15 protein-coding genes and 1 tRNA gene are annotated in these 21,523 nt (G+C 60.2%); 1 reads left to right on the top strand and 15 read right to left on the bottom strand.

The genetic code is table 11. From position 1 onward, the window contains the following. Positions 1-61: 61 nt before the first annotated feature. The 14 genes from rpoC to ROSMUCSMR3_RS18630 form a co-directional block, all read right to left on the bottom strand. Positions 62-4,309, bottom strand: coding sequence for a DNA-directed RNA polymerase subunit beta' (rpoC, locus tag ROSMUCSMR3_RS18695; RefSeq protein ID WP_008282026.1), 4,248 nt, complete (start codon positions 4,307-4,309; stop codon positions 62-64). Between the two features lie 111 nt (positions 4,310-4,420). After that, a complete protein-coding gene (gene rpoB / locus ROSMUCSMR3_RS18690) occupies positions 4,421-8,557 on the bottom strand; it encodes a DNA-directed RNA polymerase subunit beta (protein WP_081508336.1) in 4,137 nt (1,378 codons plus the stop codon). Between the two features lie 242 nt (positions 8,558-8,799). Further along, positions 8,800-9,180 carry a 50S ribosomal protein L7/L12 gene (gene rplL / locus ROSMUCSMR3_RS18685; RefSeq protein ID WP_008282024.1) on the bottom strand — a complete coding sequence of 127 codons (381 nt, stop codon included), beginning with the start codon at positions 9,178-9,180 and terminating at the stop codon, positions 8,800-8,802. A gap of 74 nt (positions 9,181-9,254) precedes the next feature. After that, a complete protein-coding gene (gene rplJ / locus ROSMUCSMR3_RS18680) occupies positions 9,255-9,773 on the bottom strand; it encodes a 50S ribosomal protein L10 (RefSeq protein ID WP_037298274.1) in 519 nt (172 codons plus the stop codon). 254 nt (positions 9,774-10,027) lie between these two features. Continuing rightward, positions 10,028-10,726: a 50S ribosomal protein L1 gene (gene rplA / locus ROSMUCSMR3_RS18675; protein WP_008282022.1), complete on the bottom strand. Its 699-nt coding sequence runs from the start codon at positions 10,724-10,726 to the stop codon at positions 10,028-10,030. A 1-nt stretch (position 10,727) separates the two neighbouring features. Continuing rightward, positions 10,728-11,153 (bottom strand): 50S ribosomal protein L11, encoded by a 426-nt coding sequence (rplK, locus tag ROSMUCSMR3_RS18670; protein ID WP_008282021.1) that lies wholly within the window; start codon positions 11,151-11,153, stop codon positions 10,728-10,730. 141 nt (positions 11,154-11,294) lie between these two features. Beyond that, positions 11,295-11,828, bottom strand: a complete 534-nt coding sequence (gene nusG, locus ROSMUCSMR3_RS18665) for a transcription termination/antitermination protein NusG (RefSeq protein ID WP_008282019.1) — start codon at positions 11,826-11,828, stop codon at positions 11,295-11,297. A gap of 191 nt (positions 11,829-12,019) precedes the next feature. After that, positions 12,020-12,217 carry a preprotein translocase subunit SecE gene (gene secE, locus ROSMUCSMR3_RS18660; protein WP_008282018.1) on the bottom strand — a complete coding sequence of 66 codons (198 nt, stop codon included), beginning with the start codon at positions 12,215-12,217 and terminating at the stop codon, positions 12,020-12,022. A gap of 96 nt (positions 12,218-12,313) precedes the next feature. Beyond that, complete coding sequence (locus ROSMUCSMR3_RS21720; RefSeq protein WP_237183484.1) at positions 12,314-12,628, bottom strand: hypothetical protein; 315 nt, start codon at positions 12,626-12,628, stop codon at positions 12,314-12,316. Positions 12,629-13,129: 501 nt separating this feature from the next. After that, positions 13,130-13,205 (bottom strand) — tRNA-Trp (locus ROSMUCSMR3_RS18650). Between the two features lie 85 nt (positions 13,206-13,290). After that, positions 13,291-14,529 carry a CoA transferase gene (locus tag ROSMUCSMR3_RS18645; RefSeq protein WP_081508334.1) on the bottom strand — a complete coding sequence of 413 codons (1,239 nt, stop codon included), beginning with the start codon at positions 14,527-14,529 and terminating at the stop codon, positions 13,291-13,293. A 283-nt stretch (positions 14,530-14,812) separates the two neighbouring features. Continuing rightward, positions 14,813-16,660, bottom strand: a complete 1,848-nt coding sequence (locus ROSMUCSMR3_RS18640; protein ID WP_008282015.1) for an ABC transporter ATP-binding protein — start codon at positions 16,658-16,660, stop codon at positions 14,813-14,815. Between the two features lie 71 nt (positions 16,661-16,731). Beyond that, a complete protein-coding gene (tuf, locus tag ROSMUCSMR3_RS18635) occupies positions 16,732-17,907 on the bottom strand; it encodes an elongation factor Tu (RefSeq protein ID WP_008281866.1) in 1,176 nt (391 codons plus the stop codon). Between the two features lie 108 nt (positions 17,908-18,015). Further along, the gene (locus tag ROSMUCSMR3_RS18630; RefSeq protein WP_081508671.1) at positions 18,016-18,729 is read right to left on the bottom strand and encodes a hypothetical protein; all 714 of its coding nucleotides are present in this window, start codon (positions 18,727-18,729) and stop codon (positions 18,016-18,018) included. 119 nt (positions 18,730-18,848) lie between these two features. Here ROSMUCSMR3_RS18630 and ROSMUCSMR3_RS18625 point away from each other — a divergent pair, with 119 nt between their 5' ends. Continuing rightward, positions 18,849-20,219, top strand: coding sequence for a cytochrome P450 (locus ROSMUCSMR3_RS18625; RefSeq protein WP_081508333.1), 1,371 nt, complete (start codon positions 18,849-18,851; stop codon positions 20,217-20,219). A 12-nt stretch (positions 20,220-20,231) separates the two neighbouring features. Here the strand turns inward: ROSMUCSMR3_RS18625 and ROSMUCSMR3_RS18620 are convergent, their stop codons facing one another. Continuing rightward, complete coding sequence (locus ROSMUCSMR3_RS18620; protein ID WP_081508332.1) at positions 20,232-21,392, bottom strand: M20 aminoacylase family protein; 1,161 nt, start codon at positions 21,390-21,392, stop codon at positions 20,232-20,234. Positions 21,393-21,523 lie beyond the last annotated feature (131 nt).

Raw genomic sequence — 21,523 nt, 5'->3', positions numbered from 1 at the left:
CTCTCCCCAACGAAAAAGCCCGGTCAAAGGACCGGGCTTTTCCAAATTTCATCCGCAAATCTTACTGATCGCGGCTCTCCGGGGTTTCGACGAAATTATCAAACTCGTCGCCACCGACCACATCATTGTCGATCACAGGTGCGGCCAGAGCCGCAGCCGCAGCCGCCTCTTCCTGACGCGCCTCGATCACGATGCTGTCGCGCGCTGTCGCAATGCGGCGCATCTCTTGGGTCGCACCACCCGTGCCCGCCGGGATCAGGCGGCCCACGATGACGTTTTCCTTGAGACCGACCAGCTTGTCACGTTTGCCCTGAACAGAGGCTTCGGTGAGAACGCGGGTAGTTTCCTGGAAGGATGCCGCCGAGATGAACGACCGGGTTTGCAGCGATGCCTTGGTGATACCGAGAAGGATCGGTTCACCCATAGCCGGACGTCCGCCCTTGGCCTCAGCCTTGGCATTGGCCTCGTCAAACTCGACCTTGTCCACATGCTCGCCCTTGAGAAGCGTCGTGTCGCCCGAGTCCTGGATTTCCCATTTCTGGAGCATCTGACGCACGATGACCTCGATGTGCTTGTCGTTGATCTTCACGCCCTGCAGACGGTAAACCTCCTGCACTTCGTCGATCATGTAGTTGGCAAGCGCTTCGACGCCCATGATGGCAAGAATATCATGCGGCGCGGGATTGCCGTCCATGATGTAATCGCCCTTCTGGACATAGTCACCTTCCTGCACCGGGATGTGCTTGCCCTTGGGCACCATGTATTCCACGGGCTCAAGGCTTTCGTCGGTGGGTTCGATCGTAACGCGACGCTTGTTCTTGTAGTCACGGCCATAGCGAACATACCCGTCGATTTCCGCGATGATGGCGTGATCCTTGGGGCGACGTGCCTCAAAGAGTTCAGCCACACGCGGCAGACCACCGGTGATGTCCTTGGTCTTGCCACCTTCACGCGGAATACGCGCAATCACATCACCCGCTTGCACCTGCTGGCCTTCTTCGACCGACAGAATGGCATCCACGGACATCGGATAGGTCACAGGGTTGCCCGCGTCATTGCGCATGGGCTCACCATCTTCACCCACGATGAACACTTCGGGTTTCAGCTCGTTGCCGCGTGGTGCTGCCCGCCAATCGGTCACGATCTTTTGGGTCATGCCGGTGGCTTCGTCGGTCACGTCCCGCACAGAGACACCCGAGGTCAGGTCCACGAATTTCGCGGTGCCCGATTTCTCGGCGAGGATCGGCAGGGTGTAGGGATCCCACTCGAACAGTTTCTGACCGCGCGTAACCTTGGCCCCTTCTTTGACAAAGAGCTTGGTGCCGTAGCCGACCTTGTGGCTGGCAAGTTCAACACCCTTGTCGCCAATGATCCGGAGTTTCATGTTCCGGCCCATAACGAGGGTCTCGCCATTGGCGTTTTCCAGCGTCTGGGGTTGATCATAGGTGATCGTGCCCTCTTGGCTTGCCTCAAGGAAGGACTGTTGCCCCCCCTGCGCCACGCCGCCGATGTGGAAGGTCCGCATCGTAAGCTGTGTGCCGGGCTCGCCAATCGACTGCGCGGCGATGATGCCAACAGCCTCGCCGATGTTGACCATGGTGCCGCGCGCAAGGTCACGACCATAGCACATGGCACAGACGCCATCCTCGGCCTCACAGGTCAGCGGCGAACGCAGGCGCACAGTCTGGACAGCCGCTTCTTCCAGCGAATCCGCCATACGCTCGTCAATCAACTGGCCACGCGCGATCAAGACCGCATCGCTGATCGGATCAAAGATATCCTCAGCCGCAACCCGGCCAAGGCAACGCTCTGCCAAGGAGGCCACGACTTCGCCGTCGTTTACCGCCGCTTCAACCGTAACCGCGCGCTCGGTGCCGCAATCATGCTCGCGCACGATACAGTCCTGCGCGACGTCCACCAGACGCCGGGTCAGATAGCCCGAGTTTGCGGTTTTCAGAGCCGTATCCGACAGACCCTTACGGGCACCGTGGGTTGAGTTGAAGTATTCAAGAACGGTCAGACCTTCCTTGAAGTTCGAGATGATCGGCGTCTCGATGATGTCGCCGTTCGGCTTGGCCATCAGACCGCGCATACCGCCCAACTGCTTCATCTGAGTGACCGAGCCCCGCGCGCCCGAGTGCGCCATCATATAGACGCTGTTGGGTTCGCGGACAGCACCGTTCTCGTCCCGCAGTTCCGCCGAAATGGTGGACATCATGGCCTCGGTGACCTGATCGTTACACTTCGACCAGGCATCGACGACCTTGTTGTACTTCTCACCTTGGGTGATCAGGCCGTCCATATACTGCTGTTCAAAGCCTTTGACCTGGCTGCGGGTCTCTTCGACGATGCTCCACTTGTTGTCAGGAACGACCATGTCATCCTTGCCAAAGGAAATCCCCGCCTTGAACGCCTCGCGGAAGCCGAGGGTCATGATCTGATCGCAGAAAATGACGCTCTCTTTTTGGCCGCAATAGCGATAGACGGTGTCGATGACCTGCTGCACTTCTTTCTTGCGCAACAGACGGTTGACAAGGCTAAAGGGGGCCTTGGCGTTCTGCGGCAGAAGTGCCCCAAGACGGGCCCGGCCCGGCGTGGTGACAACCCGAACCATGACCTCGTTGCCATGCTCGTCGATCTGCGGCACGCGCACCGTCACCTTGGAATGCAGATGCACCTCGCCTGCGTCAAGCGCATGCTGCACCTCACCCAAGGACGAGAAGACCATGCCTTCACCTTTCATCCCGTCGCGCTGCAGCGTGACGTAATAAAGGCCAAGGATCATATCCTGAGACGGAACGATGATCGGCGCGCCGTTGGCGGGCGAGAGCACGTTGTTCGTGGACATCATGAGCACCCGCGCCTCAAGCTGCGCCTCAAGGCTCAGCGGCACGTGCACGGCCATCTGGTCGCCGTCAAAGTCGGCGTTGAAGGCCGAACAGACCAGCGGATGAAGCTGGATTGCCTTGCCTTCGATCAGCACCGGCTCAAACGCCTGAATGCCCAAACGGTGCAGGGTCGGTGCGCGGTTGAGCATGACAGGATGCTCGCGAATGACCTCATCCAGAATGTCCCAAACCTCGGGACGCTCTTTTTCGACCAGTTTCTTGGCCTGCTTGACAGTGCTGGACAGGCCCTTTGCCTCAAGCCGCGAGTAGATGAACGGCTTGAACAGCTCGAGTGCCATCTTCTTGGGTAGGCCGCACTGATGCAGTTTCAGTTCCGGACCGGTTACGATCACCGAACGACCCGAGAAGTCGACCCGCTTACCCAGAAGGTTCTGACGGAAGCGGCCCTGCTTGCCCTTGAGCATGTCCGAGAGCGATTTCAGCGGGCGCTTGTTGGCCCCGGTGATGACGCGGCCGCGGCGGCCGTTGTCAAACAGCGCATCGACCGATTCCTGAAGCATCCGCTTTTCGTTGCGCACGATGATATCGGGCGCGCGCAGCTCGATCAGCCGCTTGAGGCGGTTGTTCCGGTTGATCACCCGGCGATAGAGATCGTTGAGGTCCGACGTGGCAAAACGGCCCCCGTCCAGCGGCACCAGCGGGCGCAGTTCTGGCGGAATGACCGGGATCACCGTCATCACCATCCATTCCGGACGGTTGCCGGATTCGATGAAGGACTCAACCACCTTAAGGCGCTTGATGATTTTCTTGGGCTTCAATTCGCCTGTGGCTTCCTTGAGGTCAGCGCGCAGTTGCTCGGCCTCGGCCTCGAGGTCGATATTCTGGAGCATCTCGCGGATCGCCTCGGCGCCGATATTGGCGGTAAAGGCGTCCATGCCATATGCGTCCTGCGCATCCATGAACTCTTCTTCGGTCAGCATCTGGCCATAGGTCAGATCGGTCAGACCGGGCTCGATCACCACGTAGTTTTCGAAATAGAGCACCCGCTCCAGATCACGCAGCGTCATGTCCAGCATAAGACCGATGCGCGACGGCAGCGATTTCAGGAACCAGATATGGGCGCAGGGGGCGGCCAGCTCGATATGGCCCATACGCTCGCGACGGACCTTTTGCAGCGTGACTTCAACGCCGCATTTCTCGCAGACAACGCCGCGATATTTCATGCGCTTGTATTTGCCGCAAAGGCATTCGTAATCCTTGATCGGGCCAAAGATCCGCGCGCAGAAAAGACCGTCACGCTCGGGCTTGAACGTGCGGTAGTTGATGGTCTCGGGCTTTTTGATCTCGCCGTAAGACCAGCTCAGGATACGCTCCGGGCTGGCAAGGCTGACCTTGATTTCGTCGAACACCTTGGCAGGGGCCACCGGGTTGAACGGGTTGTTTGTCAGTTCCTGGTTCATTTTCAAATCCTTGAATTCGGGCGAGAGGAGGATGTGTGGCGCAGCAAACGGTGCGTTTTACCCACCCTACGTCGTGCCGTAGGGTGGGTGACAACGCACCATGCGATCCGCTTACTCATCCTCCTCCGCATCCAGGAGTTCCATGTTGAGGCCAAGACCCCGGACCTCTTTGACGAGAACGTTGAACGATTCCGGGATACCGGCCTCGAAATTGTCCTCGCCTTTGACGATGCTCTCATAGACCTTGGTCCGGCCTGCCACGTCATCCGACTTGACCGTCAGCATCTCTTGCAGGGTATAGGCGGCGCCATAGGCCTCAAGTGCCCAGACCTCCATTTCCCCGAACCGCTGGCCGCCGAACTGGGCTTTACCGCCCAGAGGCTGCTGCGTGACAAGGCTGTAGGGCCCGGTCGAGCGTGCGTGGATCTTGTCGTCGACAAGGTGGTGCAGTTTGAGCAGATACTTGATGCCCACGGTCACAGGGCGCGAGAACTGCTCGCCCGTGCGCCCGTCGAACAGCACCGACTGACCGCTCGTGTCAAAGCCTGCACGCCGCAGGGCGTCGTTGACATCCGCCTCTTTCGCCCCGTCAAAGACCGGGGTGGCAATCGGCACACCGCTGGTCACAGTGCCTGCAGACTCGATCAGCGTGGTCTCATCCATGCCCTCGATCCCTTCGGCATAGACATCATCGCCATAAGCAATGCGCATCGCCTCGCGCACAGGGGTCAGATCGCCGGAGCGGCGATAGTCCTGCAATGCCTCGTCGATCTTGAGACCGAGCGAGCGCGCGGCCCAGCCCATGTGGGTTTCCAGAATCTGACCCACGTTCATCCGGCTCGGCACGCCGAGCGGATTGAGACAGATATCAACCGGTGTCCCATCCGCAAGGAACGGCATGTCCTCGATCGGGATCACCTTGGAGACCACACCCTTGTTGCCGTGACGACCGGCCATCTTGTCACCCGGCTGCAGCTTGCGCTTCACCGCGATAAAGACTTTGACCATCTTCATGACACCCGGCGGCAGATCATCGCCGCGACGGACCTTTTCGACCTTGTCTTCGAACCGTGCATCCAGCGTGCGCTTTTGCGCCTCATACTGATCATGCAGCGCCTCGACGATTTTGGCGTCGGCCTCGTCCTTGAGGGCAAGCTGCCACCACTGGCCCTTGGTCAGCGTCGAGAGCAACTCTTCGGTGATGTCCGAATTCGCCTTGACGCCCTTGGGGCCTTTCACGGCAACCTTGCCCATGATCAGAGTGCGCAGACGGGCATAGATGTTGCGATCCAGGATCGCCAGCTCGTCGTCGCGGTCGCGCGCCAGACGCTCGACCTCTTCGCGCTCGATCTGAAGCGCGCGCTCGTCCTTTTCCACACCGTGACGGTTGAACACCCGCACTTCGACGACTGTGCCGTAATCACCCGGCTTGACGCGCAAGGAGGTATCGCGCACGTCGCTGGCCTTTTCGCCAAAGATGGCGCGGAGGAGTTTTTCCTCCGGCGTCATCGGGCTTTCGCCCTTGGGGGTGATCTTGCCCACAAGGATATCGCCCGGCTCAACGTCAGCACCGATATAGACGATGCCCGCTTCGTCGAGGTTGCGCAGAGCTTCCTCGCCGACGTTCGGGATATCGCGCGTGATCTCTTCCGGCCCGAGTTTGGTATCGCGGGCGGCGACCTCGAATTCCTCGATATGGATCGAGGTAAAGACGTCATCGCGCACGATCCGCTCGGAAATCAGGATCGAGTCTTCGTAGTTATAGCCGTTCCACGGCATGAAGGCCGTGATCACGTTCTTGCCAAGCGCCAGTTCGCCCATATCGGTGCAAGGACCATCAGCGATGACCTCGCCCTTCTGGACGGTATCGCCCACCTTGACCAGCGGCTGCTGGTTGATGCAGCTGTTCTGGTTCGAGCGCTGGAACTTGCGCATGCGGTAGATGTCCACGCCCGGATCGCCGATTTCAAGATCAGCGGTGGCGCGGATCACGATCCGCTGTGCATCGACCTGGTCGATTACCCCGGCCCGTTTCGCCATGATGGCAGCGCCGGAATCGCGGGCAACGACACCCTCGATACCGGTGCCGACCAGCGGCGCCTCGGCGCGCAGTGTCGGAACCGCCTGACGTTGCATGTTAGAGCCCATCAATGCGCGGTTGGCGTCGTCATTCTCAAGGAAGGGAATGAGCGAGGCCGCGACCGAGACAAGCTGCTTGGGGCTCACGTCGATCAGGTCCACACTCTCGCGTGGGGCGAGCATGTATTCGCCCGACTGACGGGTCGAGACCAGATCGTTAACGAACCGCCCGCCCTCGTCGAGATTGGCGTTGGCCTGCGCCACGGTGTGGCGCATCTCTTCTGTGGCGGACATGTATTGCACTTCGTCCGTCACCTGACCGTCGATCACCTTGCGATAAGGTGTTTCGATAAAGCCATATTTATTGACCCGCGCAAAGGTGGCGAGGCTGTTGATCAGACCGATGTTCGGCCCTTCCGGCGTCTCAATCGGGCACATCCGGCCATAGTGGGTCGGGTGCACGTCGCGCACCTCAAAGCCCGCGCGTTCGCGTGTCAAACCGCCCGGCCCGAGCGCCGAAAGACGGCGCTTGTGGGTCACTTCCGAAAGCGGGTTGGTCTGGTCCATGAACTGCGACAGCTGCGAAGAGCCGAAGAATTCACGTACCGCAGCCGCTGCCGGCTTGGCGTTGATCAGATCCTGCGGCATCACCGTGTCAATCTCGACCGATGACATACGCTCTTTGATCGCACGTTCCATCCGCAGAAGACCAACGCGATACTGGTTCTCCATCAATTCGCCGACCGACCGGACCCGGCGGTTGCCGAGGTGGTCGATATCGTCAATATCGCCCTTGCCGTCACGCAGTTCCACCAACGCCTTGACGCAGGCGACGATATCATCGCGATCCAATGTGCGCTGAGTATCCGGCTTATCGAGATTCAGACGCATGTTCATCTTGACCCGGCCCACGGCAGACAGGTCATAGCGCTCCGCATCAAAGAACAACGTATCAAAGAGCGCCGCCGAGGCCTCTTCGGTGGGCGGCTCGCCGGGGCGCATGACGCGGTAGATGTCCATGAGCGCGCTCTCGCGGTTCATGTTCTTGTCCGCTGCCATGGTGTTGCGGATGTAAGCGCCGACGTTAATGCCGTCGATATCGAGAACCGGAATGTCCGTGATCCCGGCGTCAAGCAGGTCTTGCAACGTGCCACCCGAAATCTCGCCATCCTTGCCATACTCAAGCGTCAGCTCATCGCCCGCTTCGACATAGATTGCGCCGGTCTCTTCGTCGATGATGTCGCGCGCCACGAACTTGCCAACGATATGCTCGAACGGCACCAAAAGCTCGGTGACATTGCCCTCGTCGATCAACTGCTTGACCGCGCGCGGCGTGATCTTTTTGCTCGCTTCAAAGATCACTTCGCCGGTATTGGCATCAATCAGGTCATAGGTCGGACGGGTGCCGCGCACGCGCTCGGGGAAGAACTTGGTGACCCAGCCCTTTTTCTTTTTCAGCTTGTAATCAACGGTGTCGTAATAGGCATTCATGATACCTTCTTGATCGAGACCAAGCGAATACAGCAGCGTTGTCACCGGCAATTTGCGGCGACGGTCGATACGGGCGAACACGATGTCCTTGGCGTCAAACTCAAAGTCCAACCACGACCCGCGATAGGGAATGATCCGGCAGGTAAAGAGCAGCTTGCCCGAAGAATGGGTCTTGCCCTTGTCATGGTCAAAGAACACGCCGGGGCTGCGGTGCATCTGGGATACGATCACGCGCTCGGTGCCGTTGACCACAAAGGTGCCATTGGGCGTCATCAGGGGCATATCGCCCATGAACACGTCTTGTTCCTTGATATCCTTCACCGATTTGGCGCCGGTATCTTCGTCGATATCGAACACGATGAGACGCAGCTTGACCTTGAGGGGTGCTGCATAGGTCATGTCGCGCTGCATGCATTCATCGACGTCATACTTGGGCTTTTCCAGCTCATAGCTGACGAATTCCAGCACGCTGGTTTCGTTGAAATCCTTGATCGGAAAGACCGACTGGAAGACGCCCTTGATGCCCTCGCCGTCCTGCGGCTGGGGCTGGTCGCCGGATTTCAGGAACAGGTCATACGAGGATTTCTGAACCTCGATCAGATTCGGCATCTCCAGCACTTCGCGGATTTTGCCGTAATATCTGCGCAAGCGTTTCTGGCCAAGGAAGCTTTGAGCCATGGTCGATGTCACCTTTCATTTCTCACCGGTCGCGCGTGCTGTTGGGGCTCAGCACCGCGTCCATCCGAGACGGCTGGGTTTGATCCATTCATGGCCATCGTCCCAATGACAGCCTCCCGATCATATAAACCTCGCCTTAGAAAAGCCCCGTCTTGTGCAGGGCCTCTCTGAGACAGGTTTGGCCGGAACCGGGAAACCCCGGTTCCAGCCTTAAAATCCTGTGCGGGTTGCCCCGACACGGATTACTTGATTTCGACCTCTGCGCCAGCTGCTTCCAGCTTGGCTTTGATGTCGTCGGCCTCGTCTTTCGAGACTTGCTCTTTGACAGCTTTGCCGCCTGCGTCGACCAGGTCTTTGGCTTCTTTCAGGCCCAGACCGGTGATTGCGCGCACTTCCTTGATCACGTTGATCTTGGAGGCACCAGCCGACTTCAGGATGACGTCGAACTCGGTCTGCTCTTCAGCATCCGACCCGCCAGCATCGCCCGCCGGGCCAGCCATCATGATCGCGCCGCCAGCAGCGGGCTCGATACCATATTCATCCTTGAGGATGGTTTTCAGTTCTTGTGCTTCGAGAAGCGTCAGACCAACGATCTCTTCTGCCAGTTTCTTCAGATCAGCCATTTTTGACTCTTTCCGTTTTCTAGATGTGTTCCAACGTCGGGAAGACAACCCCTACGCGGTGATTACAGTTTGCCTTACGCGGCCTCAGCCTTTTCGATGATCGTCGAAAGGATGCCCGCGATATTCGAAGCAGGCGCGCCAATCGCACCGGCGATGTTCGAAGCAGGTGCGCCGATGCAGCCCACGATCGAAGCAATAAGCTCTTCACGCGAGGGCATTTTCGACACGGCTTCGACGCCGGCCCGGTTCAGAGCCGTGCCACCCATGGCCCCACCAAGGATTTCGAACTTTTTGTTCGCCTTGGCAAAGTCCTCGCACACCTTGGCGGCTGCCACGGGGTCCTCGGAGAAGGTAAGCACGGTCATGCCCGTGAGGTAGTTCGCAATGCTTGCGCACGGCTTGCCCTCAAGGGCGATCTTGGCGAGCTTGTTCTTGGCTACACGAACTGATGCCTCTGCCGCACGGGCGCGGGCACGCAGATCCTGCATTTCGGCAACTGTAAGACCCGCGTAGTGGGCGACCACTACAACGCCAGAGCTTTCAAAGATCTGGCCGAGTTCCTCGACCACTTTCTCTTTCTGGGCTCTATCCACAGTTTCACTCCAAATTTGGGGGTCTCCCCCCGGCTCAGTTTTTGCCGCTCCCGAAGGGTCGGCGTTCGGGTCCAAAACACGGGTCCCGAGGCCAAGATCACCCGAGGACGCAAGCCCCGGCTGGAAATCTCATCTCGTTCCCCATCTCAGGAAGGATTTATTCAGGCGGATGCCTGAACCCTCCGTCTCGGACAGGACAAGGCCAAACTCGGCCCTGCCGTTTATCCCCGGATCAGTGATCCGGGAACAAATTCTTACTCGACAACAGCGCTGTTGACGTCGACCGTCACGCCTGCGCCCATGGTGGACGAGAGCGAGATTTTCTTGACGTAAGTGCCCTTGGCACCGGTCGGCTTGGCACGCTGCACAGCAGACACAAAGGCGCGCACGTTCTCGGCCAGTTTGGCCGCATCGAACGACGCCTTGCCAATACCGGCATGCACAACACCGGCTTTTTCAGCCTTGAACTGTACCTGACCGCCCTTGGCATCCTTGACCGCCTGCGCGACATCCATCGTCACCGTGCCAATCTTGGGGTTCGGCATCAGGTTGCGCGGGCCCAGAACCTTGCCCAGACGACCCACGATGGGCATCATGTCGGGGGTGGCGATGCAGCGATCAAAATCGATCTTGCCGCTCTGGATGGTCTCCATCAGATCCTCTGCGCCGACGATATCGGCACCGGCAGCCTGAGCCTCATCAGCCTTGGTGCCGCGTGCAAACACTGCAACGCGCACGGTCTTGCCGGTGCCATTGGGCAGGCCGACAACGCCGCGCACCATTTGGTCGGCGTGGCGGGGATCAACCCCGAGGTTCATCGAGATTTCGACGGTTTCGTCGAATTTAGCGGTCGCATTACCTTTGATCAGGGCAATCGCGTCTTCGACGCTCATGTTGTCCTTGCCGTCAAAGGCTTCACGCAGGGCGCGGGTCCGTTTTCCAAGCTTTGCCATCTTACTTCACCTCGATGCCCATGGACCGCGCGCTGCCCAGAATGATCTGCATAGCGGCGTCGATGTCGTTCGCGTTCAGGTCTTTCCACTTGGCTTCCGCTATTTCGCGCACCTGCGCGATGGTCACGGTGCCAGCAGACGCACGACCCGGGGTCTTGGACCCGGATTGCAGCTTGGCCGCTTTCTTGAGGAAATAGGACGCAGGCGGCGTCTTGATCGCCAACTCAAAGGACTTGTCCTGATAGTAGGAAATCACGACAGGGCACGGTGCGCCCGGCTCAAGATCCGCAGTCTTGGCGTTGAACGCCTTGCAGAATTCCATGATATTGATGCCGCGCTGACCCAATGCAGGGCCTACGGGCGGGCTGGGGTTGGCTTGCCCGGCTTTCACCTGCAGCTTGAGCGTCCCGATAAGTTTCTTGGCCATATGGCCTCTCCTTTTGGTCCAACACCATCGGGGCGCGCCCCTCTGGCTCTCGTGTTGTGTGGTGCGGTTCGGTGGCCGCGGCCACCTTACCTCCCACGGCTCTGATCCGGGCCACCGCTAGGTGGCACCGGACAACCCAAATCACATCTGTTTCGTGACCTGAGTGAATTCCAGTTCAACCGGCGTTTCCCGGCCAAAGATCGACACCGAGACCTTGAGGCGCTGGTTGTCTTCGTCCACTTCCTCGACCATGCCGTCGAAATCCTCGAACGGGCCGTCGTTAACCTTAACCTTCTCGCCGATCTCGAAGTGGATCAGGGTGCGCGGGCTTTCTTCACCCTCTTGCACTCGGTTCAGGATGGCGTTCACCTCGGCGTCCCGCATCGGCATCGGGCGGCCCTGCGGCCCCAGAAACCCGGTCACACGGTTAATCGAGCTGATCAGGTGATAGCCACGATCCGACATCTCCATATGCACCAGCACGTAACCGGGCATGAAGCGACGCTCGGCGGTCACTTTTTTTCCACGACGGATCTCGATCACCTCTTCGGTGGGAACCAGAACTTCGTCGATTTCATCCTCAAGGCCGTTCTCGGTGACGGACTGTCTGATTTGCTCGGCGATCTTCTTCTCGAAATTCGAGAGAACACTGACCGAGTACCACCGCTTTGCCATCGTCGCCCTATGCCTTTGTTCTTACCGATACAGTGATCGGATTTCCGTATTCTTTCAGACCCTTGAGCCTGCACCACCTAAAACAAAAATCGGCGCGCAACACGAATCGCCGCGCGCCATGTTTCAGAGTGTGGGGTCAACTACCCCTGATTGCCTGCGAATTCAAGAGCCTGAACAAGATTTTCGCCGTCTCAGCCGAACAGGCTCAGCACCCCTTGCAAACCACTACGGATGCCCAAGTCGACCAAGGCAAAGAAGATCGCCGTAATCGTGGCCATGATAAACACCATGACCGTGGTCAGCATCACCTCACGGCGGTTAGGCCAAACGACCTTGGCCACTTCCGAGCGGACCTGCTGAATGAATTGAACCGGGTTCGTGCGTGCCATCTGCGCTGTCTTCTCTGAATTTGATGCTCAGCGCGACATACGCGGGCTGGCCCGCGAATTCAAGGGCAGAAGGCAGCGGCCCCCTGCCCTGCTGTCTCAGCGTGTCTTGGGCGCGATCCGCTCGAACGGATCCGGACGATCGGCAAAAACATCAGGCTCTGGTTCGCGGCGCAGACGCAGTTCGGGCAAAGCGCGACGCTGTTCCAGCAAACGCGCCATCCGCCGCGTCACCCGCGACCGAAGATGCGTCATGCGTTCGGGGCCAAAGAGAGCATATCCGAGAAAGACCATCCAGAACCCAATGAACAAGGCGATCAACACCGGCATGGGCTGCCACAGGACCAAAGCGAAAGCGGCCAGCCATCCAGCATGATGCAGCTTCAGTTTTAAGGCACGAGGGCGCAAGTTCATAACGCGCGAAAGAACGGCGGCGCGCCGTTTGGGCGTTTGCGCCCGAACCGGCTCCAGATGTTCAACAGGCACATGCGGCGCGAGGTCTGGAAGAACGTGCCGGCGTGTCTTGCGCCTCTCTTCTGTCAGAATTTCGCGAATTGTGGACATCGCATTTTCCACTGCCTGTTCGGTCGAGACAGCATCAGCGGGTGAACGACCCGGCAATTCGGAATTGTGATGTGAAAAATACGTCTTTTGGTTCGGAACCCGCGGCAAATGCGTTTCCATGGCAGCTATCCCCTATTTCTTCCACGCCCCCACGCGGATCGGTCTCAGTCCCCCCGGACGTCGAAACCGATTAATGGTCGTGATGGGGCGCAATTGCGGCAAAAACATGGCAAACCGCCGGCGAAAATGCGGCATGTCCAAATAAAACCGTATTTGAGGCTGATTTTAAGCGCTTTTGACGCGCCCTGATCCGCCTCAGGTCACGACAAACGGTCAACGCGTGTTGAAAATTGGCAGGGGCAGCAGGGTTCGAACCCGCGACCTACGGTTTTGGAGACCGTCGCTCTACCAGCTGAGCTATACCCCTAAGGCCGAGCGCCGGATTACGCCAGCTTGGACCGGGAATCAAGCGCCCTGAGGCGGATTTCGTCATGAAATCCACAATTTCCTGTTCAGGCGGCCGGACGTGCCCCGAAGCGGGGGCTTTGTACGACGCCAGTATCAAAAAGCTGCGCAATCTCTGTGTCGCTGAGGCCAGCCACATCGCCCAAAACTTCTTCGGTATGCGCGCCAAGTTGCGGCGCGGGCTGGGGTGCTGCTCTTTCATGGGCCGAAAATGCCGCAGGATGCCCGGGCACCGGAAACCGGCCCAAACCCGGCTGCATCAAGAGTTTGAACATAGGATTATCTTCGCTCAGATCCGGATCTTCGGCCAAAGCCTCGCGCACGGTCCGAAAAACCGACCAGGTCAGGCCTGCCGCATCAAACGCCTCGGCAAAGCTGCTCAATTCGCGCGTCGCAAACCATGGGCGCAGGATCGCCGTGATCTCGCGGCGCAGGTGCCAGCGATTGCCCTCATCATTCAGATCGCGACCGCTGCGCGCGGCCAAGGCTGCCATCGCGGCCTCGGTGCCCGTGGCCTTGACCAGCCCGCGCCATTGGCGATGGGTCAGACCGATCACAATCACCCGCCGCCCGCAAGCACAGACGAAATCCTGGCCATACGCCCCGTATAGCGCATTGCCAGACTTGCCGCGCTCCTTGTCATTGAGGGCGGCATCACCGATCAGCCCCAGATGCCCGATGGTGGCCGCTGCCACATCCTTGAGCGACAGTTCAACCTCTTGCCCCCTGCCCCGGCGCAAACGCTCGCGCTCTGCCGCCAAGAGCGAGGACACCACCAAGTGCCCCGCAGCAATATCCCAAGCGGGCAAGGCATGGGCCACAGGCTCGGGCCAGCCCACAGGCCCCGTCATCTCGGGTATCCCAAGGGCGGGGTTGACGGTATAATCCACAGCCGGGCGACCGTGACGATCCCCCATGAGCGTGACCATCACCAAATCCGCGCGGTATTGGCTGAGGGTTTCATAATCCATCCAGCCGCGCACCCGAAGGTTTGTCAGGAAAAGGCCCGCATCCTCGCCCGGCGCAGTGATGATCCGCGTCACGAGGTCCTGCCCCTCGGGGCGGGTCATATCCACGGCGATGGATTTCTTGCCCTTGTTCAGCCCCGCCCAAAAGAGGCTTTGCCCAGACGGGGCCAGCGGCCAACGACCCGCATCAAGCCCGCCTCCCATGCGGTCAAACCGGATGACCTCGGCCCCCATCTGTGCCAGCGTCATTCCCGCCAGCGGCACCGCAACAAAGGCCGATCCTTCGACCACGCGCATTCCTTTGAGTATCCCGCCCATGCCGTGCCCTCCCGCGTGCCGGTCCCTGCACCGCGGCCAAAGGGCCGCATGCCGATATCATTTCAGACTGACAGGGATTGAAATAAAGTCAATATTTCAATGGCTTATGTGAATACAACGGTATGCCGCGCGGCCTTTGCTCCTGCAGCAAATCGGGCTGCGCTTGATTTTGATCGAGAATTCAAGGACCGGGGCGCGATCCGGCATGCTGGTGCTGCACCTGAAAACCGTTTTCCACAGGTTGGAAGAGGCGCGGCAGAATGACCCACCACGCCGCTTTCCCTCAATCCATCAGAAAGCCACCCGATTGCCGCGCCCAGAGGCGGGCATAAAGCCCGTCCTGCGCCAGCAGTTGCGCATGCGTGCCCTGCTCGACGATTCGGCCCTCGTCCATGACGATAAGCCGGTCCATTGCGGCAATGGTCGAGAGGCGATGCGCGATTGCGATCACGGTCTTGCCCTGCATCAGCCGGTAAAGCTGTGTCTGAATGGCGGCCTCTACCTCGGAATCAAGCGCTGACGTTGCCTCGTCCAACACCAACAGCGGCGCATCCTTAAGCGCCGCGCGCGCAATCGCGATGCGCTGACGTTGCCCACCCGAGAGCTTGACGCCGCGCTCGCCCACATGTGCCTCTAGGCCCCTGCGTCCGCGCGCATCCTCCAGCCCGGCTATAAACTCCGTCGCCTCGGCCAGATCAGTGGCGGCGCGAATTTCGGCGTCGGTCGCATCGGGGCGGCCATAGGCGATATTCTCGCGCACGGACCGATGCAAAAGCGCGGTATCCTGCGTCACCACGCCGATGGCCGCGCGCAGACTGTCTTGGGTCACCTGCGAAACATCCTGACCGTCGATCAGGATGCGCCCGCCGCTCAGGTCGTGAAACCGCAGCAAGAGGTTGATGAGCGTCGATTTTCCAGCGCCAGAGCGCCCGACCAGCCCCACCTTTTCCCCCGGTGCCAGCGTCAGATCAAGACCGTCGATCACCGGCACCTTGCGTGTGCTGCTGCTGTCGTAGACAAAGCGCACCGCTTCGCAGCGCACGGCCCCCTTATGCACCATCAACGGCGTCGCCGTCGGGCTATCTTGCACCGTGCGCGGCATGGCAAGCGTGGCCAACCCGTCGCGCGCGGTGCCGACATTTTCGAACAGCGCGGCGAATTCCCACATGATCCAATGCGACATGTTTCCAAGCCGCAAGGCAAGCGGAATGGCAACCGCGAGTGCGCCAAGATCAATCCGCCCCTGCACCCAAAGCCAAAGGCCAAGCCCCGTGACCGCCCCGGTCAGCAGGGCATTGAGCAGGTTGACCGACATATCCTGCACCGCCACAAGACGCATTTGCCGATGCACGGTCTGAAGGAACCCATCCAAACCGGCGCGGGCATACGCCTCTTCGCGTGCAGCATGGCTGAACAGCTTGACCGTGGCGATATTGGTGTAGCTGTCAACAATCCGTCCCGTCATATCAGCCCGGGCATGCGCCTGTTCCTGTGCAACCCGCCCCAGACGTGGCACGATGACGCCCAAAAGAGCACCATAGGCCAGAGCCCAGATGGCAAAGGGTGCGGCAAGGCGGATATCTTGCGTCCCCGCCAGAACGAGCGTTCCGATGAAATAGGCCAGAATATAGACCGCCACATCCATCAGTTTCATCACGGTTTCCCGCACGGCCAAGGATGTCTGCATCAGCCGGGTGGCAATGCGACCGGCAAACTCTTCTTGGAAATAGCCCATCGACTGCCCCAAGAGCCAGCGATGCCCCTGCCAGCGGATGCGCTGCGGGAAATTGCCCATCAGGGTCTGATACATGATCAGCGCGCCCATGACGCTGAGCAGCGGCAGCACGATCAAAAGCAGCACGCCCATGCCGCCAAGGCGCGCGGCCTCTTCGCCCAGAAACCGCTCTGGTCCAAGCTCCGACATGCGATTGACCAGCGTGCCGAGATAGCCGAGCAGAACAATTTCAACAGCCGCAAACACCGCCGAGATCACCGACATTGCGATGAGCCATGGCGCCACAGGGCGCGCGTAATGCCATAGAAACGGCCAAAATCGCGCCGGCGGCTGGCTGGGTTGCAACGCGGGATAGGCGTCGATACGCGCCTCGAAATACTGAAAAATACGCTTCATATCCGACTCCGAAATGCAAAGGGGGCGCGCAGTGACCCGCACGCCCCCTGTCAGTCAGAGCGGATCAGACGTTACTCGATGATCTTCGACACGACGCCGGCGCCGACGGTGCGGCCGCCTTCGCGGATGGCGAAGCGCAGGCCGTCTTCCATGGCGATGGGCGCGATCAGCTCAACCGTGAACTTCAGGTTGTCGCCCGGCATCACCATTTCGGTGCCCTCGGGCAGCATCACCGTGCCGGTCACGTCCGTGGTGCGGAAGTAGAACTGCGGGCGGTAGTTGGCAAAGAACGGCGTATGACGGCCACCCTCTTCCTTGGTCAGGATATAGGCCTCGGCCTCGAACTTGGTGTGCGGCTTGACCGAACCGGGCTTGCACAGCACTTGGCCGCGCTCGACACCTTCACGGTCCACACCGCGCAAGAGTGCGCCGATGTTGTCGCCCGCTTCCCCACGATCCAAGAGCTTGCGGAACATCTCGACGCCCGTGCAGGTGGTGGTCTTGGTGTCGCGGATGCCCACGATCTCGATGCTGTCGCCGACGTTGATCACGCCACGCTCGATACGACCGGTCACAACCGTGCCACGGCCCGAGATCGAGAACACGTCTTCGATCGGCATCAGGAACGGCTGGTCCACGGCGCGTGCGGGCGTCGGGATATAGCTGTCGACCGCTTCCATCAGCGCGCGGATCGAGTTCTCGCCGATCTCCGGCTGGGTGCCGTTCATCGCATGCAGCGCCGAGCCGCGCACGATCGGAATATCGTCGCCGGGATAGTCGTAGGAGGTCAGCAGCTCGCGGATCTCCATCTCGACCAGCTCGAGCAGCTCTTCGTCATCCACCTGATCGACCTTGTTCATGTAGACGACCATGAAGGGGATGCCCACCTGACGACCAAGCAGGATGTGCTCGCGCGTCTGCGGCATCGGGCCGTCAGCCGCGTTCACAACCAGGATCGCGCCATCCATCTGGGCGGCACCGGTGATCATGTTCTTCACATAGTCGGCGTGGCCGGGGCAGTCGACATGCGCATAGTGACGCGCCTCGGTCTCATACTCCACATGCGCGGTCGAGATCGTGATCCCGCGCGCCTTCTCTTCAGGCGCCCCGTCAATCTGGTCATAGGCCCGGAACTCGCCGAAATACTTGGTGATCGCCGCCGTCAACGTCGTCTTGCCGTGGTCAACGTGACCAATCGTGCCGATGTTCACATGCGGCTTGTTACGTGCAAACTTTTCCTTTGCCATATCTCAGGACGCCTTGTCAGTTGGGGGGCCAGGGTGGCCCGAGGGTTACATCGCGCGCCGTTTATTGGGTTGCGCCGGGAAAATCAAGCCTTACTCGCCGCCTTGGCGTCACTCTGCGGAAACGGGTGCGACAGTCGGTTCCTCAATCACCTCAGCGGCGGCTTGGGCCAGATCGGCCGCGCTTGGGGCTTCTGTCGCGCTCGCTGCGGGCGCGCTATCCGCATCCGGTGCGGGCGGTTCCACCGAACGCGCCTCGGGGCGCTCCTTGTCATTCGCGGGCACGCCATCGTCTTCGAACCAGCCAAACTCGTTATTCTGTTGCACCAACCAGTTCTGGATCTGCTTGGCGGCATTGCGGCTGAGGTTCTCGAGTTGCTTTTCCTTGCTCTGGGTCAGCCCCGAGCCAAGGAACGTATTGCCGGAAAAGCTCTCGACCACTGTCACCAGATGCGGCTTGGCGTTGAGCTTGCCGCCCTTGGCATCATCCCAAGCGGTGACATTGAGGATCAGCGCCGATTTCGGCGACGCAACCAATGGCACGCCCGGAATGGCCAGCACATAGCCTTCGACACTTACCCCCAGATGATAGAGTTTGGTGCCCTCATAGCGCCCGAACCGATCCGTCATCGCCTCGGTCATCGCGGCGATCCATTCCTCCTTGGACGCCTCGCGCGATGCGGGGCCCTTGGTTAGGTTCGGGGCCACCACAACATTATGCCCCAGATGGAAATTGCCCAAATAGGCCGGGGCCTCGTCAAGATCGTTGGGATTGGTGCAGGCGGCCATCAGGGCAAGCCCGAAGAGCGCGAAGAGACGGATCATCAAGCAATTCCCCAGAGGTGACAGTTCGGGCAGGGATAGCCCAGACATCGCCGACACGCAATCATTTGCCCCCGCCCCTCCTGCGCCCTATCTAAGACCCAGTTGCCCAGAGGTGCCCGATGTCCCCCATTCCCCGCCAGACGCCCCAGACTTTGCCCGCGCATGTGCCCTTGGTGACAGAGCCGATGGGCGTGCTGGCCAGCCTGAAGGCCGCGCGGCGCAACATTCTGTCGATCATCCCCGAGATTGCCACACGGCAGCCCATGGTTTCAGGGCGCACCGGCAAACGCTGGCACATGGTGATGGACCCCGGCGCGATCCGCCGGATGCTCTTGGAAGAGCTGGACAATTACCCCAAATCCATTGTCACAAAGAACCTTCTGCGCCCCGCCATTGGCGAGTCGCTCTTTATTGCCGAGGGCGCGCATTGGCGCTGGCAACGGCGCACGGCCGCGCCGGTCTTTTCTCATCGCAACGTGATGAACCTCGCGCCGATCATGACAGCCGCTGCCGAACAAAGTGCCGCGCGTGTGGCGGCAGCAGGCCCGCGTGCGGTGGATATGGCCGCCGAAATGGTGCGCACCACCTTTGATGTCATCGCCGACGTGACCTTTTCCGGCGACGGCATGTTCGATGTGGACGCCGTGCATCGCGGTATTGATGCCTATATTTCAGAGGCGGGCAAAATCTCGCTTTTTGATATCTTGGGCTTTCCCGATTGGGTGCCGCGCCCGGGGCGCGTGATGTCGGGTGGCTCGGTGGCTGAGATGAAGCGCGTGGCAGACGAGGCCGTCGAGGCGCGGCGCGCGCGCGGGTCAGAGGGCGTGCCAGACCTTCTTGATCTTTTGCTAGACGGCGAAGACCCCGAGACGAAACGCCGGATGAGCACGCCCGAGTTGCGCGATAACCTGCTGACTTTCATTGTCGCGGGGCACGAGACAACAGCGCTGACGCTGGGCTGGTCGCTCTACCTCTGCGCCTTTGATCAGGCTGTGCAGGACCGCGCCCGCGCCGAGGCGCAAGCCGTGCTGGGGGGCCGTGCCGCGACGGGCGCGGATGTGGCCCGCCTGCCCTATATTCGCCAGATCATCGACGAGGCGCTGCGCCTCTATCCGCCTGCGGGCATCATCTCGCGCACTGCGCAAGTTGCCGATACGCTGTGCGGGCGTAACATTCGACCCGGTGATACGGTGATCATCCCGATCTATGCGCTGCACCGAAACCACCAGCTCTGGCCAGAGCCAGACGCGTTCAACCCCGACCGTTTTGCCGATCGCAAGACCATCGAGCGCTATGCCTATCTGCCCTTTGGCGATGGGCCGCGTATTTGCATTGGTGCCAGTTTTGCCCTGCAAGAGGCGGTGATCATTCTCGCAACGCTGCTCTCGCGGTTCAGGTTCACCCCGGTGCCGGGGCGTGACCCCGACCCGGTGATGATCCTGACGTTGCGGCCCCAGGGGGGCGTCTGGCTTATGGCAGAGCCGGTGTGATCCGGGTTGGGATCACGCTGGCATACGTTCTTCGACGATCCCCGCCCACCAGCTACAACCCGCCGGAATAGCCTCGTCATTGAAATTGTAATCGGGGCTGTGGACCATGGCGGTATCGCCGTTACCGACCAGAATATAGGCGCCGGGGCGCTCTTCGAGCATGAAGGCGAAATCTTCGCCGCCCATGACCAAAGGTGCCTCTTCACACCCGCCGCTGACCTTGGCCGCAACGCTCGCTGCAAACTCTGTCTGTTCCTCGTGGTTGATCATCACCGGATAACCCCGGTGATAGCTTACTTCGGCCTTGCCGCCGAAACCCGCCGTCACATGCTCGCAGAGCGCGCGAATGCGCTGCTCGGCCAGATTGCGCATCTCGGGGCTCATGGTGCGGACAGTGCCACGCAGATGCACGCCTTGCGGGATCACGTTGAAAGCGGTCGAAGAGGTCTGAAACGACGTGACCGACACCACTATCTGATCCACAGGATCAGCGTTGCGGCTGGCGATGGTTTGGAACATCGTGACCAGATGCGCGGCCATGACAGTGGTATCCACGGTTTCATGCGGCTTTGCGGCATGTCCACCCTTGCCAGTCAGCGCGATGTCGAACTGGTCTGTCGCCGCAAAAAACGCACCGGGGCGAATGGCAAAGCTGCCCACCGGGCGGCCCGGCCAGTTGTGCATGCCGTAAACTTCCTGAATGCCGAAGCGGTCCATCATGCCATCCTCGCACATCTCGCGCCCGCCTGCCCCACCTTCCTCGGCGGGCTGAAAGATGACCACGGCGGTGCCATCGAAATTGCGGGTCTCTGCCAGATATTGCGCGGCCCCAAGCAGCATCGCGGTATGCCCGTCATGGCCGCAGGCATGCATCGCACCGGGGGTCTTGCTGGCATAGTCCACGCCAGTGGCCTCGTGAATGGGTAGCGCGTCCATATCGGCGCGCAGGCCGACCACCCGGCCCGATGCGGTGCTGCGGCCCTTGATCACCCCCACCACGCCGGTGCGACCAATGCCTGTCACCACCTCGTCACAGCCGAACGCCTTGAGCTTTTCGGCAACCAGTGCGCTGGTGCGATGCGTCTCATAGAGGATCTCGGGATGGGCATGGATATCGCGGCGCCATTCTGTTATGTCGGTGTGCAATTCGGCAAAGCGGTTCTTGACGGGCATCGGTCAGCCTCCTGTTCGCAAATTCGGGATTTTCCCCAAGGTGGCGCAATCCCGATGCGACCACAAGGGGCACTGCCAGACAGACGTATTTGCCATATACAACAGCGCGTGACTGAGCTATGCGTCGCGGC

The organism is Roseovarius mucosus, assembly GCF_002080415.1.
Lineage (GTDB): Bacteria > Pseudomonadota > Alphaproteobacteria > Rhodobacterales > Rhodobacteraceae > Roseovarius > Roseovarius mucosus_A.
This window is presented reverse-complemented; position numbering and strand designations above follow the sequence as displayed.

Excerpts from the sequence above, each read along its gene's own strand:
- rplK (WP_008282021.1), bottom strand. The coding sequence starts at position 11,153 with ATGGCCAAGAAACTTATCGGGACGCTCAAGCTGCAGGTGAAAGCCGGG.
- ROSMUCSMR3_RS18625 (WP_081508333.1), top strand. The coding sequence starts at position 18,849 with ATGTCCCCCATTCCCCGCCAGACGCCCCAGACTTTGCCCGCGCATGTG.
- rplL (WP_008282024.1), bottom strand. The coding sequence starts at position 9,180 with ATGGCTGATCTGAAGAAACTGGCAGAAGAGATCGTTGGTCTGACGCTT.
- rpoB (WP_081508336.1), bottom strand. The coding sequence starts at position 8,557 with ATGGCTCAAAGCTTCCTTGGCCAGAAACGCTTGCGCAGATATTACGGC.
- rplA (WP_008282022.1), bottom strand. The coding sequence starts at position 10,726 with ATGGCAAAGCTTGGAAAACGGACCCGCGCCCTGCGTGAAGCCTTTGAC.
- ROSMUCSMR3_RS18620 (WP_081508332.1), bottom strand. The coding sequence starts at position 21,392 with ATGCCCGTCAAGAACCGCTTTGCCGAATTGCACACCGACATAACAGAA.
- nusG (WP_008282019.1), bottom strand. The coding sequence starts at position 11,828 with ATGGCAAAGCGGTGGTACTCGGTCAGTGTTCTCTCGAATTTCGAGAAG.
- ROSMUCSMR3_RS18640 (WP_008282015.1), bottom strand. The coding sequence starts at position 16,660 with ATGAAGCGTATTTTTCAGTATTTCGAGGCGCGTATCGACGCCTATCCC.
- ROSMUCSMR3_RS18630 (WP_081508671.1), bottom strand. The coding sequence starts at position 18,729 with ATGATCCGTCTCTTCGCGCTCTTCGGGCTTGCCCTGATGGCCGCCTGC.
- rpoC (WP_008282026.1), bottom strand. The coding sequence starts at position 4,309 with ATGAACCAGGAACTGACAAACAACCCGTTCAACCCGGTGGCCCCTGCC.
- tuf (WP_008281866.1), bottom strand. The coding sequence starts at position 17,907 with ATGGCAAAGGAAAAGTTTGCACGTAACAAGCCGCATGTGAACATCGGC.
- ROSMUCSMR3_RS21720 (WP_237183484.1), bottom strand. The coding sequence starts at position 12,628 with ATGAACTTGCGCCCTCGTGCCTTAAAACTGAAGCTGCATCATGCTGGA.
- ROSMUCSMR3_RS18645 (WP_081508334.1), bottom strand. The coding sequence starts at position 14,529 with ATGGGCGGGATACTCAAAGGAATGCGCGTGGTCGAAGGATCGGCCTTT.
- secE (WP_008282018.1), bottom strand. The coding sequence starts at position 12,217 with ATGGCACGCACGAACCCGGTTCAATTCATTCAGCAGGTCCGCTCGGAA.